Annotated in this window: 20 protein-coding genes; 10 read left to right on the forward strand and 10 right to left on the reverse strand. The window is 74.1% G+C overall.

The annotated features are described in order from the left end of the window. Nucleotides 1-80 precede the first annotated feature (80 nt). The 3 genes from WME76_RS28030 to WME76_RS28040 all read right to left on the reverse strand — a co-directional run bounded on the left by WME76_RS28030 (nt 81) and on the right by WME76_RS28040 (nt 3,920). Nucleotides 81-926: a pyruvate, water dikinase regulatory protein gene (locus WME76_RS28030; protein ID WP_437285243.1), complete on the reverse strand. Its 846-nt coding sequence runs from the start codon at nt 924-926 to the stop codon at nt 81-83. Between the two features lie 101 nt (nt 927-1,027). After that, nucleotides 1,028-2,128, reverse strand: coding sequence for a molecular chaperone DnaJ (gene dnaJ / locus WME76_RS28035; protein WP_437955338.1), 1,101 nt, complete (start codon nt 2,126-2,128; stop codon nt 1,028-1,030). 52 nt (nt 2,129-2,180) lie between these two features. Then, nucleotides 2,181-3,920 carry a class I adenylate-forming enzyme family protein gene (locus WME76_RS28040; protein ID WP_437955339.1) on the reverse strand — a complete coding sequence of 580 codons (1,740 nt, stop codon included), beginning with the start codon at nt 3,918-3,920 and terminating at the stop codon, nt 2,181-2,183. Between the two features lie 48 nt (nt 3,921-3,968). Here WME76_RS28040 and WME76_RS28045 point away from each other — a divergent pair, with 48 nt between their 5' ends. The 3 genes from WME76_RS28045 (at nt 3,969) to WME76_RS28055 (ending at nt 7,407) form a co-directional block, all read left to right on the forward strand. After that, a complete protein-coding gene (locus WME76_RS28045; protein WP_437955340.1) occupies nt 3,969-4,373 on the forward strand; it encodes a PilZ domain-containing protein in 405 nt (134 codons plus the stop codon). A gap of 59 nt (nt 4,374-4,432) precedes the next feature. Further along, complete coding sequence (locus WME76_RS28050; RefSeq protein ID WP_437955341.1) at nt 4,433-6,676, forward strand: hypothetical protein; 2,244 nt, start codon at nt 4,433-4,435, stop codon at nt 6,674-6,676. 167 nt (nt 6,677-6,843) lie between these two features. Next, nucleotides 6,844-7,407, forward strand: a complete 564-nt coding sequence (locus tag WME76_RS28055; protein WP_437955342.1) for a hemerythrin domain-containing protein — start codon at nt 6,844-6,846, stop codon at nt 7,405-7,407. Between the two features lie 34 nt (nt 7,408-7,441). Here the strand turns inward: WME76_RS28055 and WME76_RS28060 are convergent, their stop codons facing one another. After that, the gene (locus WME76_RS28060; protein ID WP_437955343.1) at nt 7,442-8,563 is read right to left on the reverse strand and encodes a hypothetical protein; all 1,122 of its coding nucleotides are present in this window, start codon (nt 8,561-8,563) and stop codon (nt 7,442-7,444) included. A gap of 74 nt (nt 8,564-8,637) precedes the next feature. Here WME76_RS28060 and WME76_RS28065 point away from each other — a divergent pair, with 74 nt between their 5' ends. Beyond that, nucleotides 8,638-8,943, forward strand: coding sequence for a PilZ domain-containing protein (locus tag WME76_RS28065; protein ID WP_437955344.1), 306 nt, complete (start codon nt 8,638-8,640; stop codon nt 8,941-8,943). A gap of 76 nt (nt 8,944-9,019) precedes the next feature. Here the strand turns inward: WME76_RS28065 and WME76_RS28070 are convergent, their stop codons facing one another. Together WME76_RS28070 and WME76_RS28075 are read right to left on the reverse strand one after the other, a co-directional pair. Beyond that, the gene (locus WME76_RS28070; RefSeq protein WP_437955345.1) at nt 9,020-10,288 is read right to left on the reverse strand and encodes a FecR domain-containing protein; all 1,269 of its coding nucleotides are present in this window, start codon (nt 10,286-10,288) and stop codon (nt 9,020-9,022) included. A gap of 35 nt (nt 10,289-10,323) precedes the next feature. Then, nucleotides 10,324-11,259 carry an RNA polymerase sigma factor gene (locus WME76_RS28075; RefSeq protein WP_437955346.1) on the reverse strand — a complete coding sequence of 312 codons (936 nt, stop codon included), beginning with the start codon at nt 11,257-11,259 and terminating at the stop codon, nt 10,324-10,326. On the opposite strand from WME76_RS28075, the gene WME76_RS28080 reads away from it, so the two are divergent. Then, on the forward strand, nt 11,254-11,490 hold the full coding sequence (locus WME76_RS28080; RefSeq protein WP_437955347.1) for a hypothetical protein: 237 nt from the start codon (nt 11,254-11,256) through the stop codon (nt 11,488-11,490). The two genes, WME76_RS28075 and WME76_RS28080, sit on opposite strands and share 6 nt — an antisense overlap. A 120-nt stretch (nt 11,491-11,610) precedes the next feature. Here the strand turns inward: WME76_RS28080 and WME76_RS28085 are convergent, their stop codons facing one another. Next, nucleotides 11,611-11,997 (reverse strand): hypothetical protein, encoded by a 387-nt coding sequence (locus WME76_RS28085; RefSeq protein ID WP_437955348.1) that lies wholly within the window; start codon nt 11,995-11,997, stop codon nt 11,611-11,613. 158 nt (nt 11,998-12,155) lie between these two features. On the opposite strand from WME76_RS28085, the gene WME76_RS28090 reads away from it, so the two are divergent. After that, on the forward strand, nt 12,156-12,950 hold the full coding sequence (locus tag WME76_RS28090) for a purine-nucleoside phosphorylase (protein WP_437955349.1): 795 nt from the start codon (nt 12,156-12,158) through the stop codon (nt 12,948-12,950). Then, entirely contained in the window at nt 12,947-13,411 is a 465-nt protein-coding gene (locus tag WME76_RS28095) for a cytidine deaminase (RefSeq protein ID WP_437955350.1), read from the forward strand. The genes WME76_RS28090 and WME76_RS28095 overlap by 4 nt, the downstream gene beginning before the upstream one ends. 33 nt (nt 13,412-13,444) lie before the next feature. Here the strand turns inward: WME76_RS28095 and WME76_RS28100 are convergent, their stop codons facing one another. Both WME76_RS28100 and WME76_RS28105 read right to left on the reverse strand, forming a co-directional pair. Then, nucleotides 13,445-16,738 carry a response regulator gene (locus tag WME76_RS28100; protein WP_437955351.1) on the reverse strand — a complete coding sequence of 1,098 codons (3,294 nt, stop codon included), beginning with the start codon at nt 16,736-16,738 and terminating at the stop codon, nt 13,445-13,447. Between the two features lie 205 nt (nt 16,739-16,943). Continuing rightward, on the reverse strand, nt 16,944-18,068 hold the full coding sequence (locus WME76_RS28105; RefSeq protein WP_437955352.1) for a 6-phosphofructokinase: 1,125 nt from the start codon (nt 18,066-18,068) through the stop codon (nt 16,944-16,946). 321 nt (nt 18,069-18,389) lie between these two features. Between WME76_RS28105 and WME76_RS28110 the strand changes: the two genes are divergently transcribed. Next, on the forward strand, nt 18,390-19,625 hold the full coding sequence (locus WME76_RS28110) for a lysylphosphatidylglycerol synthase transmembrane domain-containing protein (protein ID WP_437955353.1): 1,236 nt from the start codon (nt 18,390-18,392) through the stop codon (nt 19,623-19,625). Between the two features lie 60 nt (nt 19,626-19,685). Here WME76_RS28110 and WME76_RS28115 read toward each other — a convergent pair whose 3' ends face one another. Then, on the reverse strand, nt 19,686-21,167 hold the full coding sequence (locus tag WME76_RS28115; protein WP_437955354.1) for a Do family serine endopeptidase: 1,482 nt from the start codon (nt 21,165-21,167) through the stop codon (nt 19,686-19,688). Nucleotides 21,168-21,454: 287 nt separating this feature from the next. Here WME76_RS28115 and proC point away from each other — a divergent pair, with 287 nt between their 5' ends. Both proC and WME76_RS28125 read left to right on the forward strand, forming a co-directional pair. Continuing rightward, the gene (gene proC, locus WME76_RS28120; protein ID WP_433927880.1) at nt 21,455-22,312 is read left to right on the forward strand and encodes a pyrroline-5-carboxylate reductase; all 858 of its coding nucleotides are present in this window, start codon (nt 21,455-21,457) and stop codon (nt 22,310-22,312) included. A 497-nt stretch (nt 22,313-22,809) separates the two neighbouring features. After that, nucleotides 22,810-23,499: a hypothetical protein gene (locus tag WME76_RS28125; protein ID WP_437955355.1), complete on the forward strand. Its 690-nt coding sequence runs from the start codon at nt 22,810-22,812 to the stop codon at nt 23,497-23,499. Nucleotides 23,500-23,653 lie beyond the last annotated feature (154 nt).

The following is a 23,653-nucleotide window of genomic DNA, read 5'->3' on the forward strand; positions in this document are numbered from 1 at the left end:
CCCGCCCATCTGGACACGCCGCCCGCCCATCTGGACACGCCGCCTACCCCGCGGCGCGTCGCGACGCCCCGCGCGTGGCCTCACATCAGCGTCGCGCGCGCCGCCTTCGCGCGCTCGTCGCGCTCCTTCAGGTGCTCGAGGATGATCACCGCCGTCTCCTCGATCGCGCGCCCGGTGACGTCGACCACCGGCCAGTCCGGGTGCGCGTCGAAGAGCCGGCGCGCGTAATCCAGCTCCTCCCGGACGTGCTCGCGCATCGCGTAGTTCGTCTCCGCGGGCATCCCGAGCTGGCGCAGGCGCGCCTGCCGGATCGCGCAGAGCTGGTCGATCCCGATGGTGAGGCCGACGATCCTGTCCTGGGGCGCCTCCAGCAACTCGTGCGGCGGGGGGACGCCGAGCACCAGAGGGTAGTTCGCGACCTTGAGGCCGCGCTGCGCGAGCAGCGTCGACAGCGGCGTCTTCGACGTGCGGGAGACGCCGACGAGGACGATGTCCGCCTTCTTGAAGTTCCGCGGCTCCTTGCCGTCGTCGCTCTTGACCGCGAACTCGACCGCCTCGATGCGCCGGAAGTACTCCTCGCTGAGCGGGAGCATCGCGCTCGGCAGGTTGATCGGCTCCCGGTCGAGGAAGGTGCCGAGCCGGACGATGAGCGAGCCGATCAGATCGATCGCCTCGATGTTCAGCTCGGCCGTGGCGCCGTGCACGAACTCGCGCAGCTCCGGGCTCACCACGGTGAACACGACCAGCGCGCCCTCCCTGGCCGCGCGCTCGAGCACGGGCCGCGCGATCTCCGGCGTGCGCACCCGGGTGTGCAGGCGGATCTGCACCCCCGCGTCCGGGTACTGGAGCAGCGCGGCGCGAACGGCCTTCTCCGCCGTCTCTCCCGTCGAGTCGCTCAGGACGTCGATGAACTTCGGCTTGTCCATGTCCGATGCCTCCGTCGCCATCTCGGCTCAGGCGCGCGAGGCAGGGCTCGTGCCTCGGCGCTCAGCGGGACACGGAGGATCGCCCGCGGCCGCGCGGCAGGTCAACCAAACAGCCCCTTCAGCTTGTCCATGAAGCTGGCCTGCTGCGGCTGCACGTTCTCGCCGAGATCCTTCGCGAGCTGGGAGATGAGCTCCTTCTGCGTCGCGGTGAGCTGCGTCGGCACCTCGACGCTCACCTCGACGAGCTGATCGCCGCGGCCGCCGACGACGCGGCGCGGTATGCCCTTGCCCTTGATGCGGAGCACCGAGCCGGGCTGCGTGCCCGGGGGGATCCGCAGCCGGCCCTTCCCGTCGAGCGTAGGGATCTCCAGCTCGCCGCCGAGCGCCGCGCGCGCGAACGAGATCGGCACGGCGCACACGACGTCGTCGCCGACGCGGCGGAAGAAGTCGTGCGGCGCGACCCGGATGGTGAGCTCGAGGTCGCCCGGCCCGCGATCGGCGCGCGCGGCGTTGCCGCCGCGCTCCACGAGCCGGGTCGCGCCGTTCTCGACGCCCGCGGGGATGGTCACCTCGATGGTCTTCTGCTTCGCGGCGAGGCCAGCGCCGCGGCACGTCTTGCACGGATCGGTCACGATGCGGCCGGTGCCGCGGCAGCGCCCGCAGGGGCGCTCGATCGCGATCGGGAACATGCCCTGCTGCATCCGGACGCGGCCGCGGCCCGCGCACGCCGCGCAGCGCTCGGTCGACGCGCCGGGCGCGGAGCCCGAGCCCGCGCAGTCGCCGCACGGCTCGACGCGATCGTAGGTGATCTGCTTCGTGCAGCCGAACGCCGCCTCCTCGAAGCTGATCCGCACCTCTTTCTGCAGCGTCCCGCGGTCGCCCACCCGGATGCCGAGGGCGCCGAGGAGGTCGCCGAAGATGGCGTCGAGGTTCAGGTCCTGCATGTCGAAGGGCACGCCCTGGAAGCCCGAGCCGCCAGCGGCGCCGACGGCGGCGGGGCCGAACCGATCGAACGCCGCGCGCTTCTGCGGATCGCTCAGGATCTGGTAGGCCGCGTTCAGCTCCTTGAAGCGGACGTGCGCCCCCTGATCACCCGGGTTCTTGTCGGGGTGGTGCTGCGCGGCGAGCCGCCGGAACGCGCTCTTGATTTCATCCTGCGTCGAGGAACGCTCGACGCCCAGCACTTCGTACGGGTCCCGCACGCCGAGCGAAATAGCATCGATCGCGCCCCCGGGACAGCGGCTACGGCGGCGCTCATCCCGCGGGTTTCGCCTCGGGTCCGGCGAGCTCGCGCTTCATCACCTTGCCCGTCGGGTTGCGCGGGAGCGCGTCGACGAAGACGACCTCGCGCGGGATCTTCGGGCCCGCGAGCCGCGCGCGGCAGTGCGCCTTGATGTCGTCCTCGCTCGCGGCCGCGCCGGGGCGCAGGGCGACGAACGCGCGCACGCGCTCCCCCCAGGCGCGATCCGGGACGCCCACCACGGCGGCCTCGGCGACCGCCGGGTGATCGTGGAGGACCGACTCCACCTCGGCGGGGTACACGTTGAGGCCCCCCGAGATGATCAGGTCCCGCTTGCGGCCTTCGATGTGGTAGCAGCCGCGCGCGTCGCGGCGCGCGAGGTCGCCGACCGAGAAGTGGCCGTCCAGCATCGACTCGCGCGTGGCGTCGGGATCTCTGTGGTAGCCGGAGACGAGCAGGGGGCTCCTCACGTAGAGCTCGCCCACCTCGCCGTCGCCGCACGGCCGGCCATCCTCGCCGACGAGCATGAGCTCGCTGCCGGCGACGGGGCGCCCGATGGTGCCCGGCGACGCGCGCAGATCCTCGGGGCCCGCGATCGTCACGATGCCCGTCTCGGTCGCGCCGTAGAAATTGAAGAGCTTGTCGCCGAGCACCCGCATCGCCTCCGCCGCGAGCGCCGGCGGCAGCGGCGCCCCGCCCGTGAAGATGGCGGTGAGCGACGACGTGTCGTACGCGCGGACGCGCGCCTCGCCGAGCTCGAGCACGCGGTGGAGCATCGTCGGGACGACCGCCGTCGTGGTCACGCGGTAGCGCTGGATCGCCTCGAGGAAGAGCTCGGGCTGGAACTCGGGGAGGATCACGATCGTCGCGCCGAGGATGAGCGACAGGTTGACGAAGCCGATCGCGGTGAGGTGGTAGAGCGGGCACACGGCGAGGTGCACGTCGCCGACCCGCATCGGCGTCGCGCCGATGGCCCCGAGCGCCGACGCGACGACCCCGCCGCCGAAGCCGCGCACCGCGCCCTTCGGCTTGCCGGTCGTGCCCGACGTGTACATCACCACGGCCGCGCGCTCGCTCCGGTCCGGGGCCGCGCCGCGCTCGGCGATGAGCTCGTCGAGGCGCGAGAAGCCCGGCGCGCCCTCGCCGACCGCGATCATGCCCTCGCGCGGGATGCCCTCGAGGAGCGGCGCGGCCTCGCGGATCACGTCGGCGATGTCGGCGTCGAACACGAGCAGGCGCGCCCCGGAGTGGCCCGCGAGGTACGAGAGCTCCGCGGGGGTCGAGCGCCACGAGGTCGTCACCACGGACGCGCCGACGCGGGCGAGCGCGATCTGGAGCATCACGAACTCGGGGCGGTTCTTGATCGCGAGCAGCGCCGTCGCGCCCGGGCCGACGCCGCGGCGATCGAGCGCGTAGCCGAGCCGATCGATGATCTCGTTCGTCGCGAAGAACGAGTAGACCCGGTCCTCGGCCGGGGCCCTCGCGTCGCGCTCCGCCGCACGGCCCGCGAGGCTCAGCGGCTCGACCACCGCGATCCGGTGCGGGCTGTTCTCGGCGTGGAACCGGAACAGCAGCGACGGGTTCGCCTTGCCCCGGGCGAGCTCGCGCGCGAGGACCTTGAGCCCCGGCCAACGCAGCGCGGCGAGGAGCCCCGCCTGCGTCACCGCCCGCCCGGCGCCGAGCGCCTCGTCCTTGAGCGCGCCGATCCTCCGCCGCCCGCTCGCGAGCGCGGCCCTGGCACCACCGAGATCCATGGCGGGCGACTTTACTCCGGCCCGCGCGCGCCGTGATAGGGTGGCGTGGTGACGGAGACTGACCGCCGCTCAGCCCATCGCGCCGCGATCGAGCTGAGCGTAGAGTACAAGCGACTCAACACGTTCTTCGCCGATTACACCCGCAACATCTCGAAGGGCGGGACGTTCATCCGCACGGATCGCCCGCTCGCGATCGGCACCGAGTTCGTGTTCGCCCTCTCGATCCGCAACCTGGCCGAGCCGCTCCGCCTGCGCGGGCGGGTGAAGTGGATCGTGACGCCCGCCGAGGCGACGGAGTCGGCCCCGGCGGGGATGGGCATCGAGTTCCAGTACGCGAGCGACGCGGAGCGCGCCGCGACCGAGTCGGTGGTCGAGCAGCTCATGCTGAACGAGCTCGGCGAGACGCTCGCGTCCAAGCTGCTCGGCCGCAGGGTCGGCGAGGGCCCACGGTAGCGCCGCAGGCAGAGCGCCGGGGGGTGCGCTCACGCGTCGCCCGTGTACACTGCCCCGCAATGTCGCTGCCGACCCTGCTCCCCCGGCGCCGTCTCGCCCGGGGTCTCGCCGCGCTCGCCCTCGCGCTCTCCCCCATCGCCTGCGCGGCCTCTGGCTCGCCGGGGGCGAAGGGGCCGCCAGGCGCCGAGGGCCGCGCCGCGGCGGTCGAGGTCCGCGACGCCGATTTCTCCGGCAGCCTCTACACGATCGTGCGCGACGGCAAGCCGAGCCCGCAGCGCACGGGCCTGCTCATCGGCGTCGTCCGCCGGCAGCTCGCGCACGCCGCGGCGCGCTTCCACGCTGGACAGCAGGAGCGGGGCGTCGACAGCGTCCTCGGCGCGCTCTACCTCGTCCGCCCCGGCGAGGGCCACGCCGAGATGATCGACGCCGTGGGCGAGCGCGCCCTCTCCGCCGCGATCGAGCGGCTGAGCCCGCGGGGCGACGAGGGCCGGGTGCGCGCGCTGATGGAGCTCCGCGCCGCCGCGCTGCCGAGCGGCAGCCGGGCCCGCGCCGAGGTCGACGAGCACCTCGCCGCGCTCGATCGCTGGATGAAGGACACGCGCACCGGCGGGCCGCTCGAGCAGCTCGGCATGGAGCAGCGCGCGTCGGTCGCGCGCGCCCTCCTCGACAGCCGCCCGGAGTCGGTGCAGCGCGCCGCCGCCGCCACGGCGGCGTGGATCGACAGGGCGATCGAGTTCAACATCGAGTACCGGCAAGGGGGGCAGCGACCGGAGCGCGAGGAGGCGGTCGAGGCCGCCCGCGCGCTGGAGTCCGGCGGCGCGAGCATGGCCGCGCTGTTCCTCCGCTACGGGGACGCGAAGGGCGCGATCGAGCAGATCGACCGCACGAGCGCGCGCCGGGTGATCCCGCCCGGCCTGTACGAGCGGCTCAAGGCCGCCGCCACGGACGACGACGCGGCCTCGTGGCAGGCGCTCGCCGGGGCCTTCGCGCACCACGACACGCAGGAGCGCGACGCCGAGACCGGGATCTCGCAGGACCTGCTCAACGGGGCGATCTGGGGCACTGCCCTCGAGGCGTACCGGCGCGATCCGCTGAGCTACGACAACGCCACGCTCCTCTCGCAGGTGATGATCCGCCTCGGCATGTCCGAGGCGACGCCGCTCGTGGTCGCCAGCGCGCTCGGCGATCGGCCGAACCCCGGCGCGCTCGGATCCGCGCTGGGGCTCGTGCTGAGCGCGCTCTCCGTGGAGGCGTCGAGCGACGACTTCGAGGCCGCCCGGCGCACCTACAACGCCGCGGCGCCGCTGCTCGTGCTCGCCGACCGGGCGGCGCGCGGCGGCGCCGCCCTCGACCCGTCGAGCGCGCGCGTCCGGTCGCTCATGGCGTCGCTCGAGCTGCGCGCCGGCAACCTCGCCGCCGCGCTGCCGCTGTTCCGCGCGGCGACGGCGGCCGAGCCGACAGTCAACGGCCTCACGGTGCTCGCGATGGCCGAGCGGCAGGCGGGCGAGCCCCAGGCCGCGCTGGAGGACGTGCGGCGGGCGCTCGGCGCGCCGGACGCGCGCACCTCGCCGCTCGAGGTGATCCAGGCGCACCTGCTCGCCTTCGAGCTCCACCGCGACGCGGGCACGCAGGACCGGGCCAAGGAGTCGCTCGACGCGGCGCTCACCGCCGCGCTCGACGCCCGGCAGCGCGCGCGGGATCCCGGCGCGAAGGCGCGCGTGGAGCGGCTGCTCGGGCGCATCCTCGACGGCTACGGCGACGAGAAGGGCGCGGTGCGGGCCTTCGAGCGGGCGTTCGCGCTGGTCGCCGCCGAGCCGCCGCAGCTCGGCGCCACCATGCTCGACGCCGTGGGGCGCGCGCTCGTCCGGCGCGACCTCCCCGCGGCGCGGCGCGCGCTGAAGCGCGGCCTCGACGAGAACGTCGGCGAGGAGGATCTCGTCTACGGCGGGCTGTGGGTCCTGCTGCTGGAGCGGACCCTCGGCGTCGCGACCGACGGCACCGCGGGCCGCGCGCTCGAGGGCTCGGTGGGTCGCCCTTCGTGGACAGGGAAGCTCGCCTCGTGGGCGAACGGCCGGATCAGCGACGCAGATCTCGGCAAGCTGGCCCAGAGCGCGGCGCAGCGCGTGGAGGCGCAATTTTACACGGCCATGGCCAGGAAGGCGGCTGGCGACGCCAGCGCGGACGAGCGGCTCCGGGCGGTGTCGAAGAGCCCCGTCATCGACCTGCTCGAGGTGCACCTCGCGCGCGAGATGCTGGCCCCCGAGCTGCGCCTCGACGTGCCGCGCAACGCGAGCCTGCCCTAGCGCCGCGCGTCGCTGATCCCTGACGGGGGACGACAGGTGCGATCTCGTCCCCCGCGCTGGGCGGGTGGCGAGAGGTCGGATGATCAGCGCCGGCGAGCAGCGTCGCGGGGGCCTGTCCGGGAAAGAAAAGTTCCCACGGCCGCGCGTTCTTGCTCGATCATCGCCTGATGCCCGATGACCGGAACGATCCGCTCGAGAAGCTCGCCGCCGCTCACCGGAGCCTGGAAGAGAACCTGAACGACCTCGCGCGCGCCGCGCGCGCGCTCGGCGATGCTCGGGGGCGCGCCGGCGCGCTCGAGGGGCTCTCCGGCGTCGTCGCCTACTTCGAGCGGTCGATGAGCCGGCACCATGAGGACGAGGAGCGATCGCTCTTCCCGCGGCTCGCGGTGCTGGAGGCCATCGCGCCGACGCTCGAGCGCCTCCGGCAGGAGCACAAGGCGCACCAGCGCGCGATCAACGCGCTGCGCGCCGCGATCGAGCGGGACGGCGGCGCCGAGGCGGCCGAGGTGCTCCCCCAGCTCATCGACGATCTGCGCGCGGCGCACCAGCGCCACGTGGCCTGCGAGGAGCAGGAGGTCTTCCCGGCCGCGCGCCGCTTCCTGCAGCCCTCGGCGATGCAGGGGATCATGCACGAGATGGAGACGCGCCGGGGGCGCGGCGCGCAGGGCAACCCCGCCAAGGGGATCAGCGGGCGCCCCTACCGCCCCGGCGGGATGCGCAGGGGCCCGTAGCGGCCGGCGCCGCGCCTCGACGGCGCGGCCGGCGCTAGAGCTGCTCTTCGCGCGCGCGCTCGACCGCCGCGCGCAGGTAGTTCTGGGCGCGCAGCGTGTGCGCTCCGTCAGGGTGCTGTTCCAGGTGGCTGCGGAACGCCTCCGCCGACTGCGCGAACCTCCCCAGCCGATAGAGCGCGACGCCGCGGGCGAGGTGCCGCGGATAGGACGGATCGAGCGCGGCGAGCTCGTCGATCTTCTTCAGGCGGTACTGCTCCTCCGCGCGCTGCGCCTCGGCCGCGCGGAGCGCCGGCGCGGGCGAGCGCGGCGCTGGCTCGCTCGCCTGCTCGAGGCGCGCCGCCGTCTGCTCGGCGGGAGGCGCCGCGAGGTCCTGCGCGCCCCTCGCAGCGCCGACGGGGTGCGAGAGCAGGAACCTGAACAGGGCGCGCTCCTCGTCGAGCGAGATGCCGAAGGGACCTCGCTGCACGCCCACGATCGCGCCCCAGCGCTTCTTGAAGAGCACCCCGAGCACGTTGCCATCCATGGCGACGCGGCGCGCCTCGCCGCGCGGCTTCGCCTCCCCTCGCCCGAGCCACCCGCTGCGGCGGAGCAGCCCGAGGAAGTTGCCGCCGAGCTCGCGGAGCTCGTCGGACTCCTCGCCGGTCGCCTCGAAGCGGCGCACCTCGCGGATGAACGAGCTCATCTGGTAGGCGCGCAGCCGGAGCACCGCCTCGTCTCCCTGAGCGAGCGCGGGGCCCACCGCGTCGAGCACGCGCTTGCGCGCGGCGAGGAGCTCGGCCTCGGTGTGATCCGCGCCGGCGTCCACCACCCCGAACGCGCGGATCGCGGAGCCGAGCTCGCGCACCTCCGCGTCGAGCCCGAGCTGCTCGGCCTCGCGGGCGCGGGTCACGTCCGCATCGCGCGCGCGCGTGAGCGCGCGCGCGTCGACGAGCGGGAGCGGCAGCTCGGCGGGCTCGACCGCGCGCGGCACCGCGAGGGTCGCCGCGGCGCCCGCGATGAAGACGGCCACGAGCCCCGGCTCCCAGCCCTCGAGGTGCCGCTTCCAGCCGCGGCGCGAGCCCGCGTCGGCCTGCGCGGGTGCGCGATCGCGCGCGCGGATCGATGGAGCCGCGCGCGGCTCCCGGCGCTTGACAGCGACGCTCTCGGCTCGCGACATTGATCGTCTCCTCTGCGCTCCAGAATACCCCACGCGCGCCACGTGAAGCGCCGCGCAGCCGGCCAAGGAGGAATGTGCAAGATCACCGAAAGCACCCGCGCAAGCCCGTCGAGCTCTCGATCGCGTTCCGGATGGGAGATGGTCCGCGCATCGACGGGAGATGCCGCGACATCAGCCTCGGAGGGATGTTCATCGAGACCCCCTCGCCGGCTCCCTTCGGGGCGAGCGTCGAGGTGCTGCTGTCCCTGTCGGGCCTGAAGCAGCCCGCCGTGATCCCTTCGATCGTGCGGTGGACCACCCCCGAAGGCATGGGGGTGCAGTTCGGGGTCATGGGCGCGCGGGAGACCTACGCGCTCACGCAGCTCCTCGGCTCGCTCTGATCTCGGCGCGTCGACGAGCGCCGCGCTGCGCGGCCGCGCTCCTCTCCGGGCAGCGATTCCGGGCAGCGCGCCGCGCTCAGTCCTCGATGGTCAGCGGGATCTCGATCTGCCGCGGGCCGCCCTCGAAGCGCCCTCGGTAGAGGCCCTCCGCGCAAGCCTGCAGCGCAGGCCGGAGCGGAGGGTCGAAGCGCACGCCGGCGACGCTGCCGTCGGGGCGCACGGAGATGCGCAGCGTCGACACGATCGACCTGCGGATCAAGGACGAGCTCCCCGCCGTCTCGCGCGCGAAACAGCTGGACAGGGTCGACTGCACGGAGGCGGGCGTGAGCGCGGGCGGAGCGGACGCCGGCTGCGCCTCTGGGACCGGCTCCACGGCGGCCGGCTCCGAAGCGGACGGCGCCGCGGCGATGGGCGCCGGCTCGGCGGGCGACGACGCGGTCGGCTCGGCGACCGGCTCGGCGACCGAGGAGCCGGCGGGCGCGGCGGGCTCCTCTTCGTGCGCGGCGGCCGCCGCGACCGACGCAGGGCCGCTCGAAGGACGCGCGCCGGCGATCGCGGGTCGGGACGGAGCCGGCGGCGGCGCGGGCGCACGGGACGCGACGGCGGGGGCGCTGTCCTGCTCCGCGGGCCGCTGGAGCAGGCGGGCTTCGCGGCCGCCGTCGAGCGAGAAGGTGCCGCGCGACGGGCCGACGAGCAGGTGCGCGGTGGTCGCGCCGCGGTACGCCGCCGGACCGACGGCGACGGTGCCGTGCTCCACGTCGACCTCCACGCGCCCGTCCAGGCGGGTCACCGTGAACAGCGTGCCGTGCACCGCGACGCGGGTGCCGTCCACCTCGACGGCGAACGCCTCGACGAGCCCCTCCTCGGGCGCGCGCGTCACGACGTCGGCGCGCAACGAGCCTCGCTCGAGCGCGACCACGTGGCCGACCCCCGCCGCCCCGACGGCGCGCACCACGGCGCGGCTGTTCGGCAGGAGCGTCCAGCGCACCGAGCCGACATCGGCGAAGGAGACCGCATAGGCCGCGGTCTCGATGGAGTCGCCGGGCCGGAGGGCGCGGAAGTCCAGATCGTCGGCCGCGCCGGGGGCCCGCGGGATCTCCGCGAGATCGCGGGCGCGCGGCGCCGACGTCACCGCGACAGGCGGGGCAGAGCGCCCGGCCGCGAGGATCGCGAACGCGATGGCCGCCGCGGCCGCGGCGAACCCGAGCGCGCGGCCGAGCGGCGGGCGCTCGCGCGGCGCGGCGCGGCGGACGGGCGCGGGCTTCTCGATCCGCGCGAACAGCTCGCGCTCGATCGCGTCCCAGCGCGGCTCCGGAGGCTCCTCGGCGCGGAGCAGCTGCTCCATGTGCTCGCGTGCTCGTTCGTACTGCTTTGCGCCGCTCACATGTCCTCCGTATCGACAGCCGCTCGATCCGCCGCGGGGAACCCCGCAGCACCGCCCCCCCCAGAACCTCGCGCGCGCGTCCCCTCCGCGCCGTCCGCCTTCCCCGCGCCGCCCTCCGCCAGCTCGGCGGCGAGCTGGGCGAGCGCCGGCTCACCGCGCATCATCTCCTCGATCTCGCGGCGCGCATAGAACAGGCGCGTCCGGACCGTCAGGACCGGCGCGCCGACGATCTCCGCGATCTCGGTGGGCGCGATGCCCTCGAGCTCGTGCAGGACGTAGACGACCCGCTTCTTCTCGGGCAGGCGCTCCAGCACCCTCCGGAAGGCGTCGATCCTGCGAGCGCGCGCGGCGTCCTCGTCCGGGAGCATGCCGTGGTCGACCTCGTGATCCGCGCTCGGCTCGCCGGCGAACACCGGCCGGCTGCGCGCCGCGCGCCGCGCCATCAGCACGGCGTTGACCGTCACCCGGTGGAGCCACGTCGTGAACTTCGATTGCCCCCGGAAGTCGCCCAGGCTCCGGTGCACCTGGATGAAGACCTCCTGGATCACGTCCTCGGCGTCGGCGGTCGGACCGAGCATCCTGAAGACGAGCCGCGCGACGTCGCGGCGATAGCGGCGGAAGATCTCGGAGAAGGCCGTCGGATCGCCGCTCTGGAACCGGCGGATCCACTCGCCCACGTCGTCGGGCTCGGTCACGGGCGGAAGCCTATCCGCCCGCTCGGCGCTCATGGAGCTCGATGGCAGGAGGGCCACCGCCGGACGGCGCAGGAGGTCGTCGCCCGCGAACACCGCGTCGAGGGCCACCCGGACGGCCTCGGCAGCCTGCCCGGGCAGATCGTCGCCGCGGCCGCCCAGCGCTCCCCCGGGGAACGGAAAGAACGACCGCGAGAGGTGCGCCCACAACGCCCCTGCCTCGATCGCCACGGTATGCACGAAGGCGTCTGGTGCGCCGGGCAGCCGGATCATTCATGCGGCGCCGCGCGAACGCTCGCCGCCCCGGAGCTAGCCCAGGGCGGCTGTCGCGCCGGGAACGCACAAAAGTTGTTCCTTGAGGCACATCGGCGCGACCTTCAGCGCATGATCTTCATCGCCGTGTCGCTGACCGTGGCCCTCGTCGCCGCCGATCTGCTCGAGCTGGGCTCCCGCCGCCGGGATCGCGCGTAGCGACCGGCTTCGGCTCCGACAGAAAAAAATACCCGGCTCGAGCCCGCTCCGGCCTCAGGCCAGCGCGCGCTCGAGCCGGGGATCAGGGAGCTCGAGTGCCGTCCGGACCGTCCGGTCGGCTCAGCCCGCGGCCTCGGCGCCCTCGGCCGCAGCGCCGCCCTTCTTCGGCAGGTCGAAGAGCGCCGACAGCGCGACCTTCTCCTGCTTCTTCTGCTCTAGGATCTGGTTGACCGCGCGCAGCAGCCGCGTCTTCGCGGGGCCGCTGATCGCCTTGCCCTGCAGCGCGGCGCTGAGCGTGCGGTCCGTCACCGGACGGCCGCTGCGCGGCTTCTTGGCGCCGGCGGCCTCCTTCTTCTTCGCGGCGTCCTCGCTGCCGCGCGCCAGCCGCTTGGTCAAGCGGATCGCCCGATCCTCGGGCTGCAACCGCTCAATCTTGACCGACACCGCCAGGATGCGGCGGGGGTCGATCTTCTTTTCCTTCAAGAAATCTTCGATCTTGGTGCCCATCGTCGTCACTTGCCCCGAAAGGGCGGCGACCCTATCACGGGCGCCCCCGCTGTGCATCTGCGACGTTTACCCCCCGCGTCGCCCTGGGGTAGCTTGTCGCGGTGACAATCCTTCCCGAGCTCGACGAGGCCGCTCGCGTCATTCGCCAACAAATTCCGATGCTTCCGAGCGTCGGCGTGGTGCTGGGATCAGGGCTCGGGGGCTGGGGCGACGAGCTCTCCGATCTCGTCAAGGTGCCCTACGCGGCGATCCCCGGCATGCCGCGGCCCGCGGTCGCGGGGCACGCCGGCTTCCTGTGCGCCGGCCGCGTCGGCGACGTGCCCGTCGCCTGCCTGCAGGGGCGCGCGCACCTCTACGAGGGGCACCCGCTCGCGAAGGTCGTGTTCGGTGTGCGCGTGCTCGCGCGCCTCGGCTGCCGCGCCGTGCTCCTGACCAACGCGGCCGGCGGCATCAACCACGGCTTCGCCGCCGGCGACCTCATGCTGATCGTCGACCACCTGAACCTGATGGGGACGAACCCGCTCGTCGGGCCGAACGACGAGGCGCTCGGCAAGCGCTTCCCCGACATGACCTACGCGCACGATCCCAGGCTGCTCGAGCTCGCGCGGGCGGCGGCGCGCGACGCGGGCGTCGCGCTGCGTGAGGGGATCTACGCCGGGCTGCTCGGGCCGACGTACGAGACGCCCGCGGAGATCCGGATGCTGCGCACGCTCGGGGCCGACGCGGTCGGGATGAGCACGGTCCCGGAGATCATCGCGCTCAGGCACATGGGCGTGCCGGCCGCGGCCGTCTCGTGCGTCACGAACCTCGCGGCGGGGCTGACGCAGCGGGAGCTCGACCACAGGGAGGTCGAGGAGACCGCCAGGGAGGCGCGCGCGCGGTTCACGGCGCTGCTCTCGGCGTGGGTGCGCCGCGCGGGCGCCGAGGTCGCGGCGGGGAGCGCGGCGTCGTGAGCCGCGGCCCGCACGACGCCGGCGAGGCGCCCGCCGCGGCCGACGCGGCGCCGGCGATCGACTGGGATGCGCTCGGCCGGGCGGCCCTCGCCGTCCGCGAGCGGGCGCACGCGCCGTACTCGGGCTACCGCGTAGGCGCGGCGATCCTCGTGCGCTCCGGCCGCGTGTTCGCCGGCTGCAACGTCGAGAACGCCTCGTACGGGCTCACGATCTGCGCCGAGCGCTCGGCCATCGTGCAGATGGTCGCGGCCGGCGAGCGCGATCCGATCGCGCTCACCGTCGCCACGAGCGGGCCCGTGCTCGGCAGCCCGTGCGGCATGTGCCGGCAGACGCTGGCCGAGTTCGCCGTGGATCTCCCGATCCGCCTCATCGCCCCCGGGGACGCGGGCGTGCCGCCGCGGACCACCTCGCTGGCGGCGCTCCTCCCGGAGGCGTTCGGGGCGGCTGCGCTCTCGCGCTGACCGCCCCGCGCCCTCCAGGCGGCGCGGTCGGGCTCACTCGACCGACAGCGCCTCGGCCTGCTCGATCTGGGACAGCGCGGCGGCGAGCGCCTCCCGCGCGCGCTCGAGCGAGACGCGGTCGTCGCCCCACCTGGAGCGCGCCTTCTGGAGGCGGGCGCGCTCGACCGCGAGCTGCTCGGCGAGCTGCTCGCCGTGGGTCCTCAGGGCGTCGCGCTCCTCGGTCCGGTGCGAGAGCTGCGCGCCGAGCTCGCTCTCGCGCTGCTCGGCCTCGGTGAGCCGGCCCTGCATCGCCTCGAGCGCGCGCGCCCGCTCGGCGAGCTCGCCCAGCAGGCGATCGCGCTCCTCGCCGCGGGCGGTGAGCTCGCCGGCGCGCTGCTCGAGCTGCTGCTCGAGCTCGTGAGCGCGGGCCTCGAGGTGCGCCACCTGGTTGCGCGCCTGCCCGAGCTCGGTCGAGAGCCCGCGGGCGATCTCGTCGAGCTCGTGCCGCTGCGCCGCCCAGGCGGTCTCCCGCTCGGCGAGCTCGGTCTGATGCGCCCCGCGGGCATCGGCGAGCGCCTGCGCGTGCGCCGCCTCGAGCTGGGTCTGCCGGTCGGCGGCGCGCGCCTCGAGATCGGCCACCCGCGCCGCGTGGGCCTGCTCGGCGGCGCGCACGGCCTGCTCCCGCTCCTCGATGAGCTCGCGCTCCCGGGCCGCGAGCCGCGACGCGAAGTCCTCCCGCGCGGCCGCGAGCGCCCCCGCGTGCTCCTCCGCCTGGCGCTCGACCGCCGCCGCGTGCTCCGCGGCCTGGCGCTCGATGGCCCGCGCGTGCTCCTCCGCCTGCGCTTCGAGGGCGCGCGCGTGCTCGGTCCGGAGGCCGTCCAGCGCGCCCGCGTGGTCGCGATCGCGCCGCTCGCTCTCCTCCGCGTGCGCGCGCCGGAGCGCCTCGACCGCGGTCGCGTGCTCGCCCCGCAGCGCCTCGATCGCGGCGGCGTGCTCGCCCCGCAGCGCCTCGGTCGCGGCGGCGTGCTCGGCCTGCTGCCGCTCGATCGCGGCGACCTGCTCGGCGCGCACCCCCTGCAGCGCGGCCGCGTGCTCCGCGTGGAGCCGCTCGACCGCGGCGGCGTGCTCGGCCCGCGCCGCGTCCAGCGCCGCGGCGTGCTCCCGGTCGCGCCGCTCCGCCTCGCCGGCGTGCTCGCGCCGGAGCGCCTCGAGGGCGGCCTCCTGCTCGCGCTGCGCCGCCTCGGCCGCCGCGGCGTGCTCCGCCCTCAGCCGGTCCAGCCCCGCGGCGTGCTCGGCCTTCAGGGCGTCCGTCGCCGCGGCGTGCTCCGCCCTCAGCCCGTCCGCCGTCGCGGCAGACTCGGCCTTCAGGGCGTCCGTCGTCGCGGCGTGCTCGGCCTTCAGGGCGTCCATCGCCGCGGCGTGCTCCGCCCTCAGCCCGTCCGCCGTCGCGGCAGACTCGGCCCTGAGGCGCTCGATCGCCGCGGCGTGCTCGCCGGCGAGCCTGTCGATGGCCGCGCGGTGCTCCGTCGCCTGCTGCTCGGACCGGGCGGCGTGCTCGGCGTTCAGCCGGTCGATCTCCGCGCGGTGCGCCGCGGTCGCCTCCTCGAGGCGCTCGCGCTCGGCCTGCGTGCGCTCCTCGATCTCGCGCTGCGCCGACGCCTCCGCGGCCGCGATCGCCTGGGACCTCTCCTCCGCCGCGGCGCGGAGCGCCTCCGTGTGCGCCGACTCCGCGGCCATCAGCGCCTGCCGCGCCCCCGACAGCTCCGCGTCGCGCGCGGCGACCTGCGCCTGCAGCTTGTCGGTGCGCGCCTTGAAGTCGTCGGCGCGCTTCGCGGCGAGCTCCTTGTCGGCGCGGAGCGAGGCGACCTGCCCGTCGAGGTCCTCGCTCGCGCGCTCGAGCTCCAGGATCTTGTCGATCTGATCGGCCTTCTCGCGCTCGAGGGACAGCGCCTGGTCCCTGAGCTCGAGGAGCTCCTTGTCCTTGCGCGACATCTGATCGCGGAGGCCGAGGATCTCCTTGTCCTTCTTGTTCAGCGCCTCGCGCAGATCGAGGAACTCGCGGCTCGACACGCCGCCGGGCCTGGCGGCGCCGCCGGTCGCGAGCTTCGCCCGGAGCTCGTCGACCTCGCGCCGCAGGCGGGCCGTCTCCTGGCTGCCATCGCTCGTCGAGGAGAGCTCGTTCTCCAGGCGGAGCGAGGTCGCGCGCGCAGCGGCCACCTCCTTGGTGAGGCGGACGATCTCGTCCTTCGATCGGTCCAGCTCGGCGCGCAGGCGCTCGATCTCGACCGCGTCGACGTCGGAGCGCGGCGGCGAGGGCGGCGCCGACGGCGCAGGGGTCAGCCGCCCGGGCTCGGAGACGAGCGCGCGGGACGCCGGCCCGCGCTCGGAGACCGGCGCGCGGTAGGCGGCGCGCTCGGAGACGGGCGCGCGGTACGCGGCCCCGCGCTCGGAGACCGGCGCGCGGTAGGCAGCGACCGGCGACGAGCTCACGGGCGGAGGCACCGAGGCGGGCAGGGGCGTCGAGGTGGACACCGGCGTCCGCGTCGACGGCACGACCGAGGACCTGGACTTGGTCCGCTCGTCGTCGGCCCGCTGCTCGTCCTCGTCGCGGATCAGCCGGGTGAAGGCGCCGCCGATGAACTCCTCGATGTCCTCGTCCTGCTTGCGGGGCTCCGATCGCGCGGCGGTCCCCTGCGGAGGCCTCGGCGGGCTCGACGTCCGGACGCGCGGATCCTGCGCGGCGGCGGGCGGCGCGGCGGACGGCGGAGGCGGCGCGGCGGACGCCGGCCGCGGAGCGACGGACGGCGGCCGCGGAGCGACGGACGGCGGCCGTGGAGGCGGCGCGGCGCTCGCGCGCGCGCCGTTCGCGACCACGGTCGCCGTGATGATGGTGGGGTCCCCCGAGTCCTCGTCGATGTCGGCCTCGAGCACCTCGGCCTCGTCGATCATGATCGGATCGGCCTCCGCGTCGTCCCCGTCGAGCGGGACGTAGTTGCGGATGTGCTCGAGGAGCTCGCCGAACGCGATCGGCTTGTGGATGTAGTCCTCCGCGCGGGTCCTGAGCTTCCGGTGCTGCTCGAACGTCTCCTCGCTCGACTCGCTCGACATGATGACGAGCGGGACGTCCTTGAGCTGCGCGTCCTTCTTGAGCTTGTTGCAGACCGAGAAGCCGTTCATGCGCGGCAGCTCGATCGACAGCAGGATGAGGTCGGGGCGCTCGGCCGCAGCGACCTGCAGGCCGACGTTGCCGTCGTCGACCACCTGGACGGTGCAGCCGAGGCGGCCAAGTTCCGTGCGGAGCTCCCCGGCGAACGCCGGATCGCTCTCAAATACGAGGACTTTCGTCATGTTCCGGGGGTATGCGCGGGTTCGGAGGGGAACCCAAGATATCGGCCCCCGTCGACGAGTGTCAAACACGAGGCTGGACGCGCCGCTCAGGCCGTCCGGCCGCTGACGCGAGGAGCGATGAGGTCCACGTCCGAGGTGCGATACCGGACGATTCAGGTGCCTTTTGCCGGGAAGCGGGGCGGCGGCGGACTCGCGCGCTGGCAGATCACCGCTCGGTGAAGTGGCCGGGCGGCTCGTCGCCGAAGCACAGGCCCATCTCACGGGCCGTGACCACCGAGTCCGAGTCGAGCGGCACGGTCTTCGTCTTGCCGGCGACCTCGGCGAGGGGGACGAGCTCGATCCGGTTCGAGCGCAGGGCGACCATGCCGCTCCCGCAGTCCTCGACGAGGAAGCGCGTCGCTGCCGCGCCGAAGCGGAGCGCGAGCAAGCGGTCCGCCGTCGTCGGCCCGCCGCCCCGCTGCAGGTGGCCGAGCACCATGGAGCGCGCCTCCTTGCCGGTGCGGGCCGCGAGCTCCTTCGCCACGCGCTCGGCCACGCCCCCGAGGACGGCGGTGCGGCGGAAGGCGTCGCCCGCGTCCTTGATGGTCAGCTCTCCGCCCTCGGAGTACGCCCCCTCCGCCGCGACCACGATGGAGAAGCGCCGGCCGCGCGACTCCCGGAGGCGGATCTTGTCGGCGATCGCGTCGTACCGGAACGGGATCTCCGGGATCAGGATCGCGTCGGCTCCGCCGGCGATCCCGGCGTTCAGCGCGATCCAGCCCGCGTGCCGCCCCATCACCTCCACGACCATGATCCGCTCGTGCGCCTCGGTCGTGGTGTGGAGCCGATCGAGCGCCTCGGTCGCGATGGAGACGGCCGTGTCGAAGCCGAACGTGATGTCCGTGCAGCAGACGTCGTTGTCGATCGTCTTCGGCACGCCGACCACGAGCGGCAACCCGCGCTGGACGAGCTCGTGCGCGATGCGCATCGAGCCGTCGCCGCCCACCGAGATGAGCGCGTCGAACCCGCGCTCGCGGAAGCGCCGCACGAGGTCGCCGGACCGATCCCGCGGCACGAGCCCGTGCTCGCCCGGCGTCGGGTAGTGGAACGGATCGCCGCGGTTCGCGGTGCCCAGGATGGTGCCGCCGAGGTGCGCGATCCCCCGGACGCGCTCGCGATCGAGCCGGATGAGCCCGTCCGGAGCGTCCTCGAGCAACCCGCGGTACCCCTGCCGGATGCCCCAGACCTCCCAGCCACGTTCGAGCGCGCCGAGCGTGGCCGCACGGATGACAGCGTTGAGCCCGGGCGCGTCGCCTCCGCCGGTGCTGATAGCGATCTTGCGTGTCGCCATGAGGCGCGCAGCATTGCGAGCCCTCCTCGGCGACGCAATAGACAACTCCTCGCCGCGGCATCGAAAGGCGCGGAGGCGCGCGGCCCCGCGCTGTGCGTCGACGAACAGCGGCCCGCGCTGCGCGCTGGACCGGAGCAGCGCAACGCGAGAGAGCGCCGCCGCGAAGCGACCTTCGCACTCGACCGCACGAGGCGCGCGCGTGCTGCGGCCGGGGCCGCCCCGGGGGTGACTCGCTCCGGAGGGCTGCCGGCGTTACGGTCGCGCGCGCCGCCGCGGGGTATAGGGGCATGCGCTGCGGTCACCCCGTCCGCGCGTCCCTGTATGAACCGCGCCACCCTGATCCGAGGCATCCAGCTCATCGTCACGCTGACGCTCGCGTCGTTCGCGTACGTGCTCTACAGCGAGATCCACGACAAGCAGGCGAGCCTCGCCGCCGGGCTCGCGCACGTGCGGCCGGGCTGGCTGCTCGTCGGCGCCGCGCTGGCGCTGCAAGAGGGCGTGTTCGGGGGGCTCAGGATCTGGGTCCTCGGGCGCGTGCTCTGGCCCGGGCTCCGCGTCCGCACGGCGATCACCTCGGAGTTCGTGCTGATGTTCTGCGCCGGCGTGACCCCCGGGCAGGCCGGCGCGGCGCCCTCGCAGGCGGCGGTGCTCGTGCACGGCGGCATGCGGCTGGTCGACATGGCCACGGCCTCGCTGCTCGCCGCCTCGTGCACGGTCCTGTTCTTCCTGCTCTCCGCCGTGGCCCTCTTCGCGCTGCGGCACGGCGGGATGCTGGTCGTGCAAGGGGGCCAGCAGATCGAGTGGCTGCTCCTGTTCACGGTCGTCATGTTCGGCGCCGGGCTGGTCGCGCTGATCGCCGCAGCGGCGTACCCGCCGCTCCTCAAGGCGATCGTCCGCGCGCTCTCGGTGCCGCTGGGGAAGCTCCTGCGCGCCGTCCTGCTGGGCGCCCGGCGCGTGCCCCGGCTGCGGGCCCGCGCCGACGCCGCGCTCGCCGCGCCCGGCAGCACGACCGCGCGCCTGCTGCGGAGCGTGGACGAGTTCCACCACGGCTTCCGCATCTACATGCGCCGGGGCAAGCGCGCCTACGCCGCCGCGCTGCTGCTCACGTTCGGCTTCTTCTACTCGCGGTTCGCGGTCGCCTACTTCATCCTGCTCGGGCTCGGCATCCCGACCTCGCCCTCGACCTTCGTCTCGGTGGGCCCGCCGATCTTCCAGGTGATCCTGGTCCAGACGCTGCTCAATTTCGCGCTCTACATGACCCCGACGCCCGGCGCGAGCGGCGTCGCCGAGCTCGGCTCGAACGCGCTCATGTCGCCCTGGGTGCAGGGCGCGTTCGTGGTGCCGTACGTCGTGCTCTGGCGGGTGCTCGCCCTGTTCCTCTGCATGTTCGTCGGCGGCGTCTACGTCTTCCGCTACCTCGGCGCCGACGTGCTCGAGGAGCGCGTGAAGCAGACGGAGGCGGAGAAGCGCGCGCTCGAGGAGGCGACGCGCGTGGCCGAGGCGGCGCGCGCCGCCGGGGGCGCGGAGGAGGCCGCTGGCCGGCGGGGCGTGGGGTGACGCGGGAGCGCCGGCGCGCGCCGGCCGCGCGGGGGCCGGCGGCGCAGCGCGAGGGCGGGATCAGCGGGCGGGGATGGGCACGGCAGCGAACTGGACGACCTTGCCGCGCCGCACCTTGAGGAGCGCGACCGACCCGTCCTTGACCTTGGCGATGGCCGCGCGGAGGCCGGCCACGTCCTTGACCGGGGCGCCGTTCACCTCGAGGATCACGTCGCCCACCTGGATCTCCTGCACGTCGATGCCCGACGCGAACCCGTCGACCCGCACCCCGCCGCCGGCCGCGTCGGAGATCTGGATGCCGAGCTTCTCGGCGCTCTGCTGTCGATCGGGCCGGGCGCCCTGCGTCGGCCGCGGGCGGCTCGCCGCGTCGCCCTCCTCGTCCTGGAGCGCGTCCAGCCGGGCCACGACCTCGTGCCGCTTCTCGGCGCGCACGACGGTCACCTTGATCTCGGAGCCGGGCGCGTTGCGCGCGACGTTGCGCCGCAGCTCCTCGGCGTGGAGGATCGGGACGCCGTTGACCTCGACGATCACGTCGCCCGCCTTGATGCCGGCGCGCGCGGCGGCGCCGCCCGGCTCGAGCTCGGCGACGAGGGCGCCCCGCGGCGTGTCCAGCTTGAGCGCCGCGGCGAGGTCGCGCGTGACGGGCTGGAACAGCAGGCCGAGCTTGCCGCGCTCGACGAACCCCTTCTCGCGGAGCTGCGGGAGCACGTCCTTGAGCGCGTCGATCGGGATCGCGAACCCGATGCCGTTGGCGCCCGCGCGGATCGCGGTGTTGATGCCCACGACCTCGCCCCGCCAGTTGAACAGCGGCCCGCCGCTGTTGCCCGGGTTGATCGAGGCGTCGGTCTGGATGAAGTCGTCGTAGGGCCCCGCGCCGATCGCCCGCGCCTTCGCGCTCACGATGCCGAGCGTGACGGTGTGGCCGAGCCCGAACGGGTTGCCGACCGCGAGCACGTGCTCGCCGACCCGGAGCTGCTCGCTCGACCCGAGCGGCGCCACGGGCAAGCCGTTCGCCCCCTTCAGGCGCAGGAGCGCGAGGTCGAGCTTGGGATCGCGGCCGACGACCTCGGCCTCGAACTCCCGCTCGTCGGCGAGCCGGACGCGGACGCCGGACGCCTCGTGAATGACGTGCTCGTTCGTCACCACGTAGCCGCTCGGGTCGATGATGAAGCCGGTGCCGAGCGCGGTCTGCGTGGGTCGCGGACCGCCGCGCGGGGCGCCGCGGCCGCCCTGGGGGCCGAAGAAGAACTCGAAAGGATCGAGCCCCTCACGGCCCGCGGACTCATGGGTCGTCGTGATGTTGACGACCATGGGCCTGACCCGGTCGGACAGCGCAGCGACGTCGAAGGTGGCCGGCACCGGCGCCGGCGGGAGCGTGACGGTCGACACGGGCGGCGCCGCGTCGGGCGGCGCGACGGCCGCGGCCTGGGTGGAGGGAGGCGTGGCGTGAGCCTGTTGACCGCACCCGCCGAGCGAGAGCGCCGCCATCGAGAGCAGCGCGAGGACCGAAGCGCGGGAGCGAAAGGAAACCGCTTGAATCATGGAATCTCCGTCGGGCATTCGAAGGGGTCCCGTCCTGCGTCGGCGAACAGGGGACGCGCGGCGTTCATTCCGCCGCAGAAATAACGTCAACCCGCCCGCTGACAAGGGTGAGCGGCGCCGCGCGCCGGCGCGGCAGGCGCTGCGCGACCGGGCGGTAGACGGCGCGCGTCGCGCGCCGCGCGCCGGCCCGCCGTCCATGGCGGCGCCACCGCCGGCGACGGCGCCCGTCGAGATTTGAGCCGCAAGCGCGGCAGGGCTGCTAGGGTGCGCGCTCCTGGAGGCGAGCGATGCAGAGCGACGAGGGCCGACTGCGAGAACGCAAGATCGGGTTTCTTGGCGGTGGGAACATGGCAGAGGCGCTCATCCGAGGCCTGCTCCAGGGGGGCGCCGTGGGCGCGGGGCAGATCCGGGCGAGCGATCTCAAGAGCCAGCGGCTCGCGTTTCTCCACGAGCGCTACGGCATCGAGACGACCGAGGACAACGACGCGCTCTGCCGGTGGGCTGACGTCCTGGTCATCGCCGTCAAGCCGCAGATCGTCGATCGCATCCTCGCCCCGATCTCGGCGGGGCTCGGCGGCAACGACGTCGTCATCTCGGTCGCGGCCGGCGTGCCGATCGACGCCCTCGAGGCCCGCCTGCCGGAAGGCGCGCGCGTCATCCGCAGCATGCCGAACACCGCCGCCATCGCGCTCGCAGGCGCCACGGCGATCGCCGCCGGGAGCCACGCGACGAGCGACGACGTCGAGATCGCGCGGACCCTGTTCCAGGCGGTCGGCCGCGTGGTCGTGCTCGACGAGTCGCTGCTCGACGCGGTGACCGGCCTGTCGGGCAGCGGCCCCGCCTACGTCATGCTGATGATCGAGGCGCTCGCCGACGGCGGCGTGAAGGTCGGGCTCGGCCGGGACGCCGCGCTGCTGCTCGCCGCGCAGACGGTGTACGGCGCCGCCAAGCTCCAGCTCGAGACCGGCGAGCACCCCGGCCGCCTGAAGGACATGGTGACGAGCCCCGGCGGCACGGCGATCGCCGGCCTCCACACGCTGGAGGCGGGCGGCCTCCGGCGCACGCTCATCGACGCGGTCGAGGCCGCGTCCAATCGCTCCGCCGAGCTCGGCGCCCAGATGGCGCAGAAGCTCCGCCGTAGCTGACGCGAAGAGCGCAGCACGCCAGAGGCGCGCCCTCGCCGGGCGTCGAGGACCGCTCCGTCGGATCCGGAGGGGCGGCCTGCGCCGCGACCAGGTGGCATGAGCCGACAAGGGCGTGGCACGACCCCGGTACTCGCCTGACGCGGAGAGAGGGAGTCTCCCTCCGCTGTGATGGTGAGTTCCCGGAGCAGCGCCGCCATCTTGCTCTCTGGTTTCTCCTCACTTCCCATCGAGCGCATCACGCGCGGCGCCGACGTGGAGGAGCGGAGCGCGTCGAACGGATCCGTCAGGACGACAGCGGCGCATGGCCGCTGGCGAACTCAAGAGCTCGATTTTCCTCGTATCGCGGGCTCGCGCGAGGCCCGCTGTCGCGACCATGAGCGGAAGGCCGCGTCATTCCATGCATGTTCGGGTTTGTCGAACGATGCTCGCTCACAGGCCAAAGCGCCTGGTCGTGACGAGGCTTGACCTGGAGAGCTGATGGTCTGAGACTCCATCACATGCAGACATCACGATTTCTCTTTGCAGGCATATTGACGGTCGTTGGGTCGCTCGTCGCGCTCCCTGGCTGTGGTGATGACGACGACGGTGGCACCAGCGGTACCGGAACCACCACGACCTCCGGCACGGGTACCGGCGGCGCTGGCGGCGGGACCGGCGGCGGCGGTGAAGGCGGCGACGGCGGTGAAGGGGGCGGCGGCGATGGGGGCGGCGGCGGCGCGCCGGACGTGAGCTGTGCTTCCTACTGTGAGCTCGTCATGGCGAACTGTACCGACGATCTCGCTCAGTACGGCAGCCAGGCGTCGTGTGAGGCCTACTGCGCCGACCTCCCCGAGGGCACCGCGGGGGACACGACCGGCAACTCCCTTGCCTGCCGCGCCTACCATGCTGGAGAGGCCGCGACGAACGCCATGACCCATTGCATCCACGCGGGTCCGGGCGGCGGCGAGGTCTGCGGCTCGCCGGTCGAGTCGTTCTGTCTGGTCGCGCCCGAGGCGTGTCCCGACGTGTTCGCGGACACCGCGGTTTGCGAGGCGGAGGCCGCCAATTTCGATGCAGACACGCTCTACGCGGGTCCGGACAGCACGGGCAACACGCTTGCCTGCCGCCTGTACCATCTCACCGAGGCCGCAGCCAACGCGGAGACGCACTGCCCGCACATCGGGGAGGGCTCCCCAGTCTGCATGTGATCGCGCTGCGGAACACGTGAGACGCGCGGGCGACTGCGCCGAGCGCCAGCGCGAACGCCGTCGTGGACGATACCGAGGACCGCTCGGGACCTGAATCAGGGTCTCTCCCTTCGTGACGCGGTCGGCGCGTGGCCGGGCGAATTGCCACAGATGT

The organism is Sorangium sp. So ce119 (genome assembly GCF_051524405.1).
Taxonomy (GTDB): domain Bacteria; phylum Myxococcota_A; class Polyangia; order Polyangiales; family Polyangiaceae; genus Sorangium; species Sorangium cellulosum_G.

Bases quoted from the DNA above. Each gene is read 5' to 3' on its own strand.
- WME76_RS28085 (WP_437955348.1), bottom strand. From the start codon at position 11,997: ATGGGCACCAAGATCGAAGATTTCTTGAAGGAAAAGAAGATCGACCCC.
- WME76_RS28050 (WP_437955341.1), top strand. From the start codon at position 4,433: ATGTCGCTGCCGACCCTGCTCCCCCGGCGCCGTCTCGCCCGGGGTCTC.
- WME76_RS28110 (WP_437955353.1), top strand. From the start codon at position 18,390: ATGAACCGCGCCACCCTGATCCGAGGCATCCAGCTCATCGTCACGCTG.
- WME76_RS28040 (WP_437955339.1), bottom strand. From the start codon at position 3,920: ATGGATCTCGGTGGTGCCAGGGCCGCGCTCGCGAGCGGGCGGCGGAGG.
- proC (WP_433927880.1), top strand. From the start codon at position 21,455: ATGCAGAGCGACGAGGGCCGACTGCGAGAACGCAAGATCGGGTTTCTT.
- WME76_RS28105 (WP_437955352.1), bottom strand. From the start codon at position 18,068: ATGGCGACACGCAAGATCGCTATCAGCACCGGCGGAGGCGACGCGCCC.
- WME76_RS28080 (WP_437955347.1), top strand. From the start codon at position 11,254: ATGCACGAAGGCGTCTGGTGCGCCGGGCAGCCGGATCATTCATGCGGC.
- WME76_RS28125 (WP_437955355.1), top strand. From the start codon at position 22,810: ATGCAGACATCACGATTTCTCTTTGCAGGCATATTGACGGTCGTTGGG.
- WME76_RS28055 (WP_437955342.1), top strand. From the start codon at position 6,844: ATGCCCGATGACCGGAACGATCCGCTCGAGAAGCTCGCCGCCGCTCAC.
- WME76_RS28090 (WP_437955349.1), top strand. From the start codon at position 12,156: ATGCTTCCGAGCGTCGGCGTGGTGCTGGGATCAGGGCTCGGGGGCTGG.
- WME76_RS28030 (WP_437285243.1), bottom strand. From the start codon at position 926: ATGGACAAGCCGAAGTTCATCGACGTCCTGAGCGACTCGACGGGAGAG.
- WME76_RS28070 (WP_437955345.1), bottom strand. From the start codon at position 10,288: ATGGAGCAGCTGCTCCGCGCCGAGGAGCCTCCGGAGCCGCGCTGGGAC.
- WME76_RS28060 (WP_437955343.1), bottom strand. From the start codon at position 8,563: ATGTCGCGAGCCGAGAGCGTCGCTGTCAAGCGCCGGGAGCCGCGCGCG.
- WME76_RS28100 (WP_437955351.1), bottom strand. From the start codon at position 16,738: ATGACGAAAGTCCTCGTATTTGAGAGCGATCCGGCGTTCGCCGGGGAG.
- WME76_RS28115 (WP_437955354.1), bottom strand. From the start codon at position 21,167: ATGATTCAAGCGGTTTCCTTTCGCTCCCGCGCTTCGGTCCTCGCGCTG.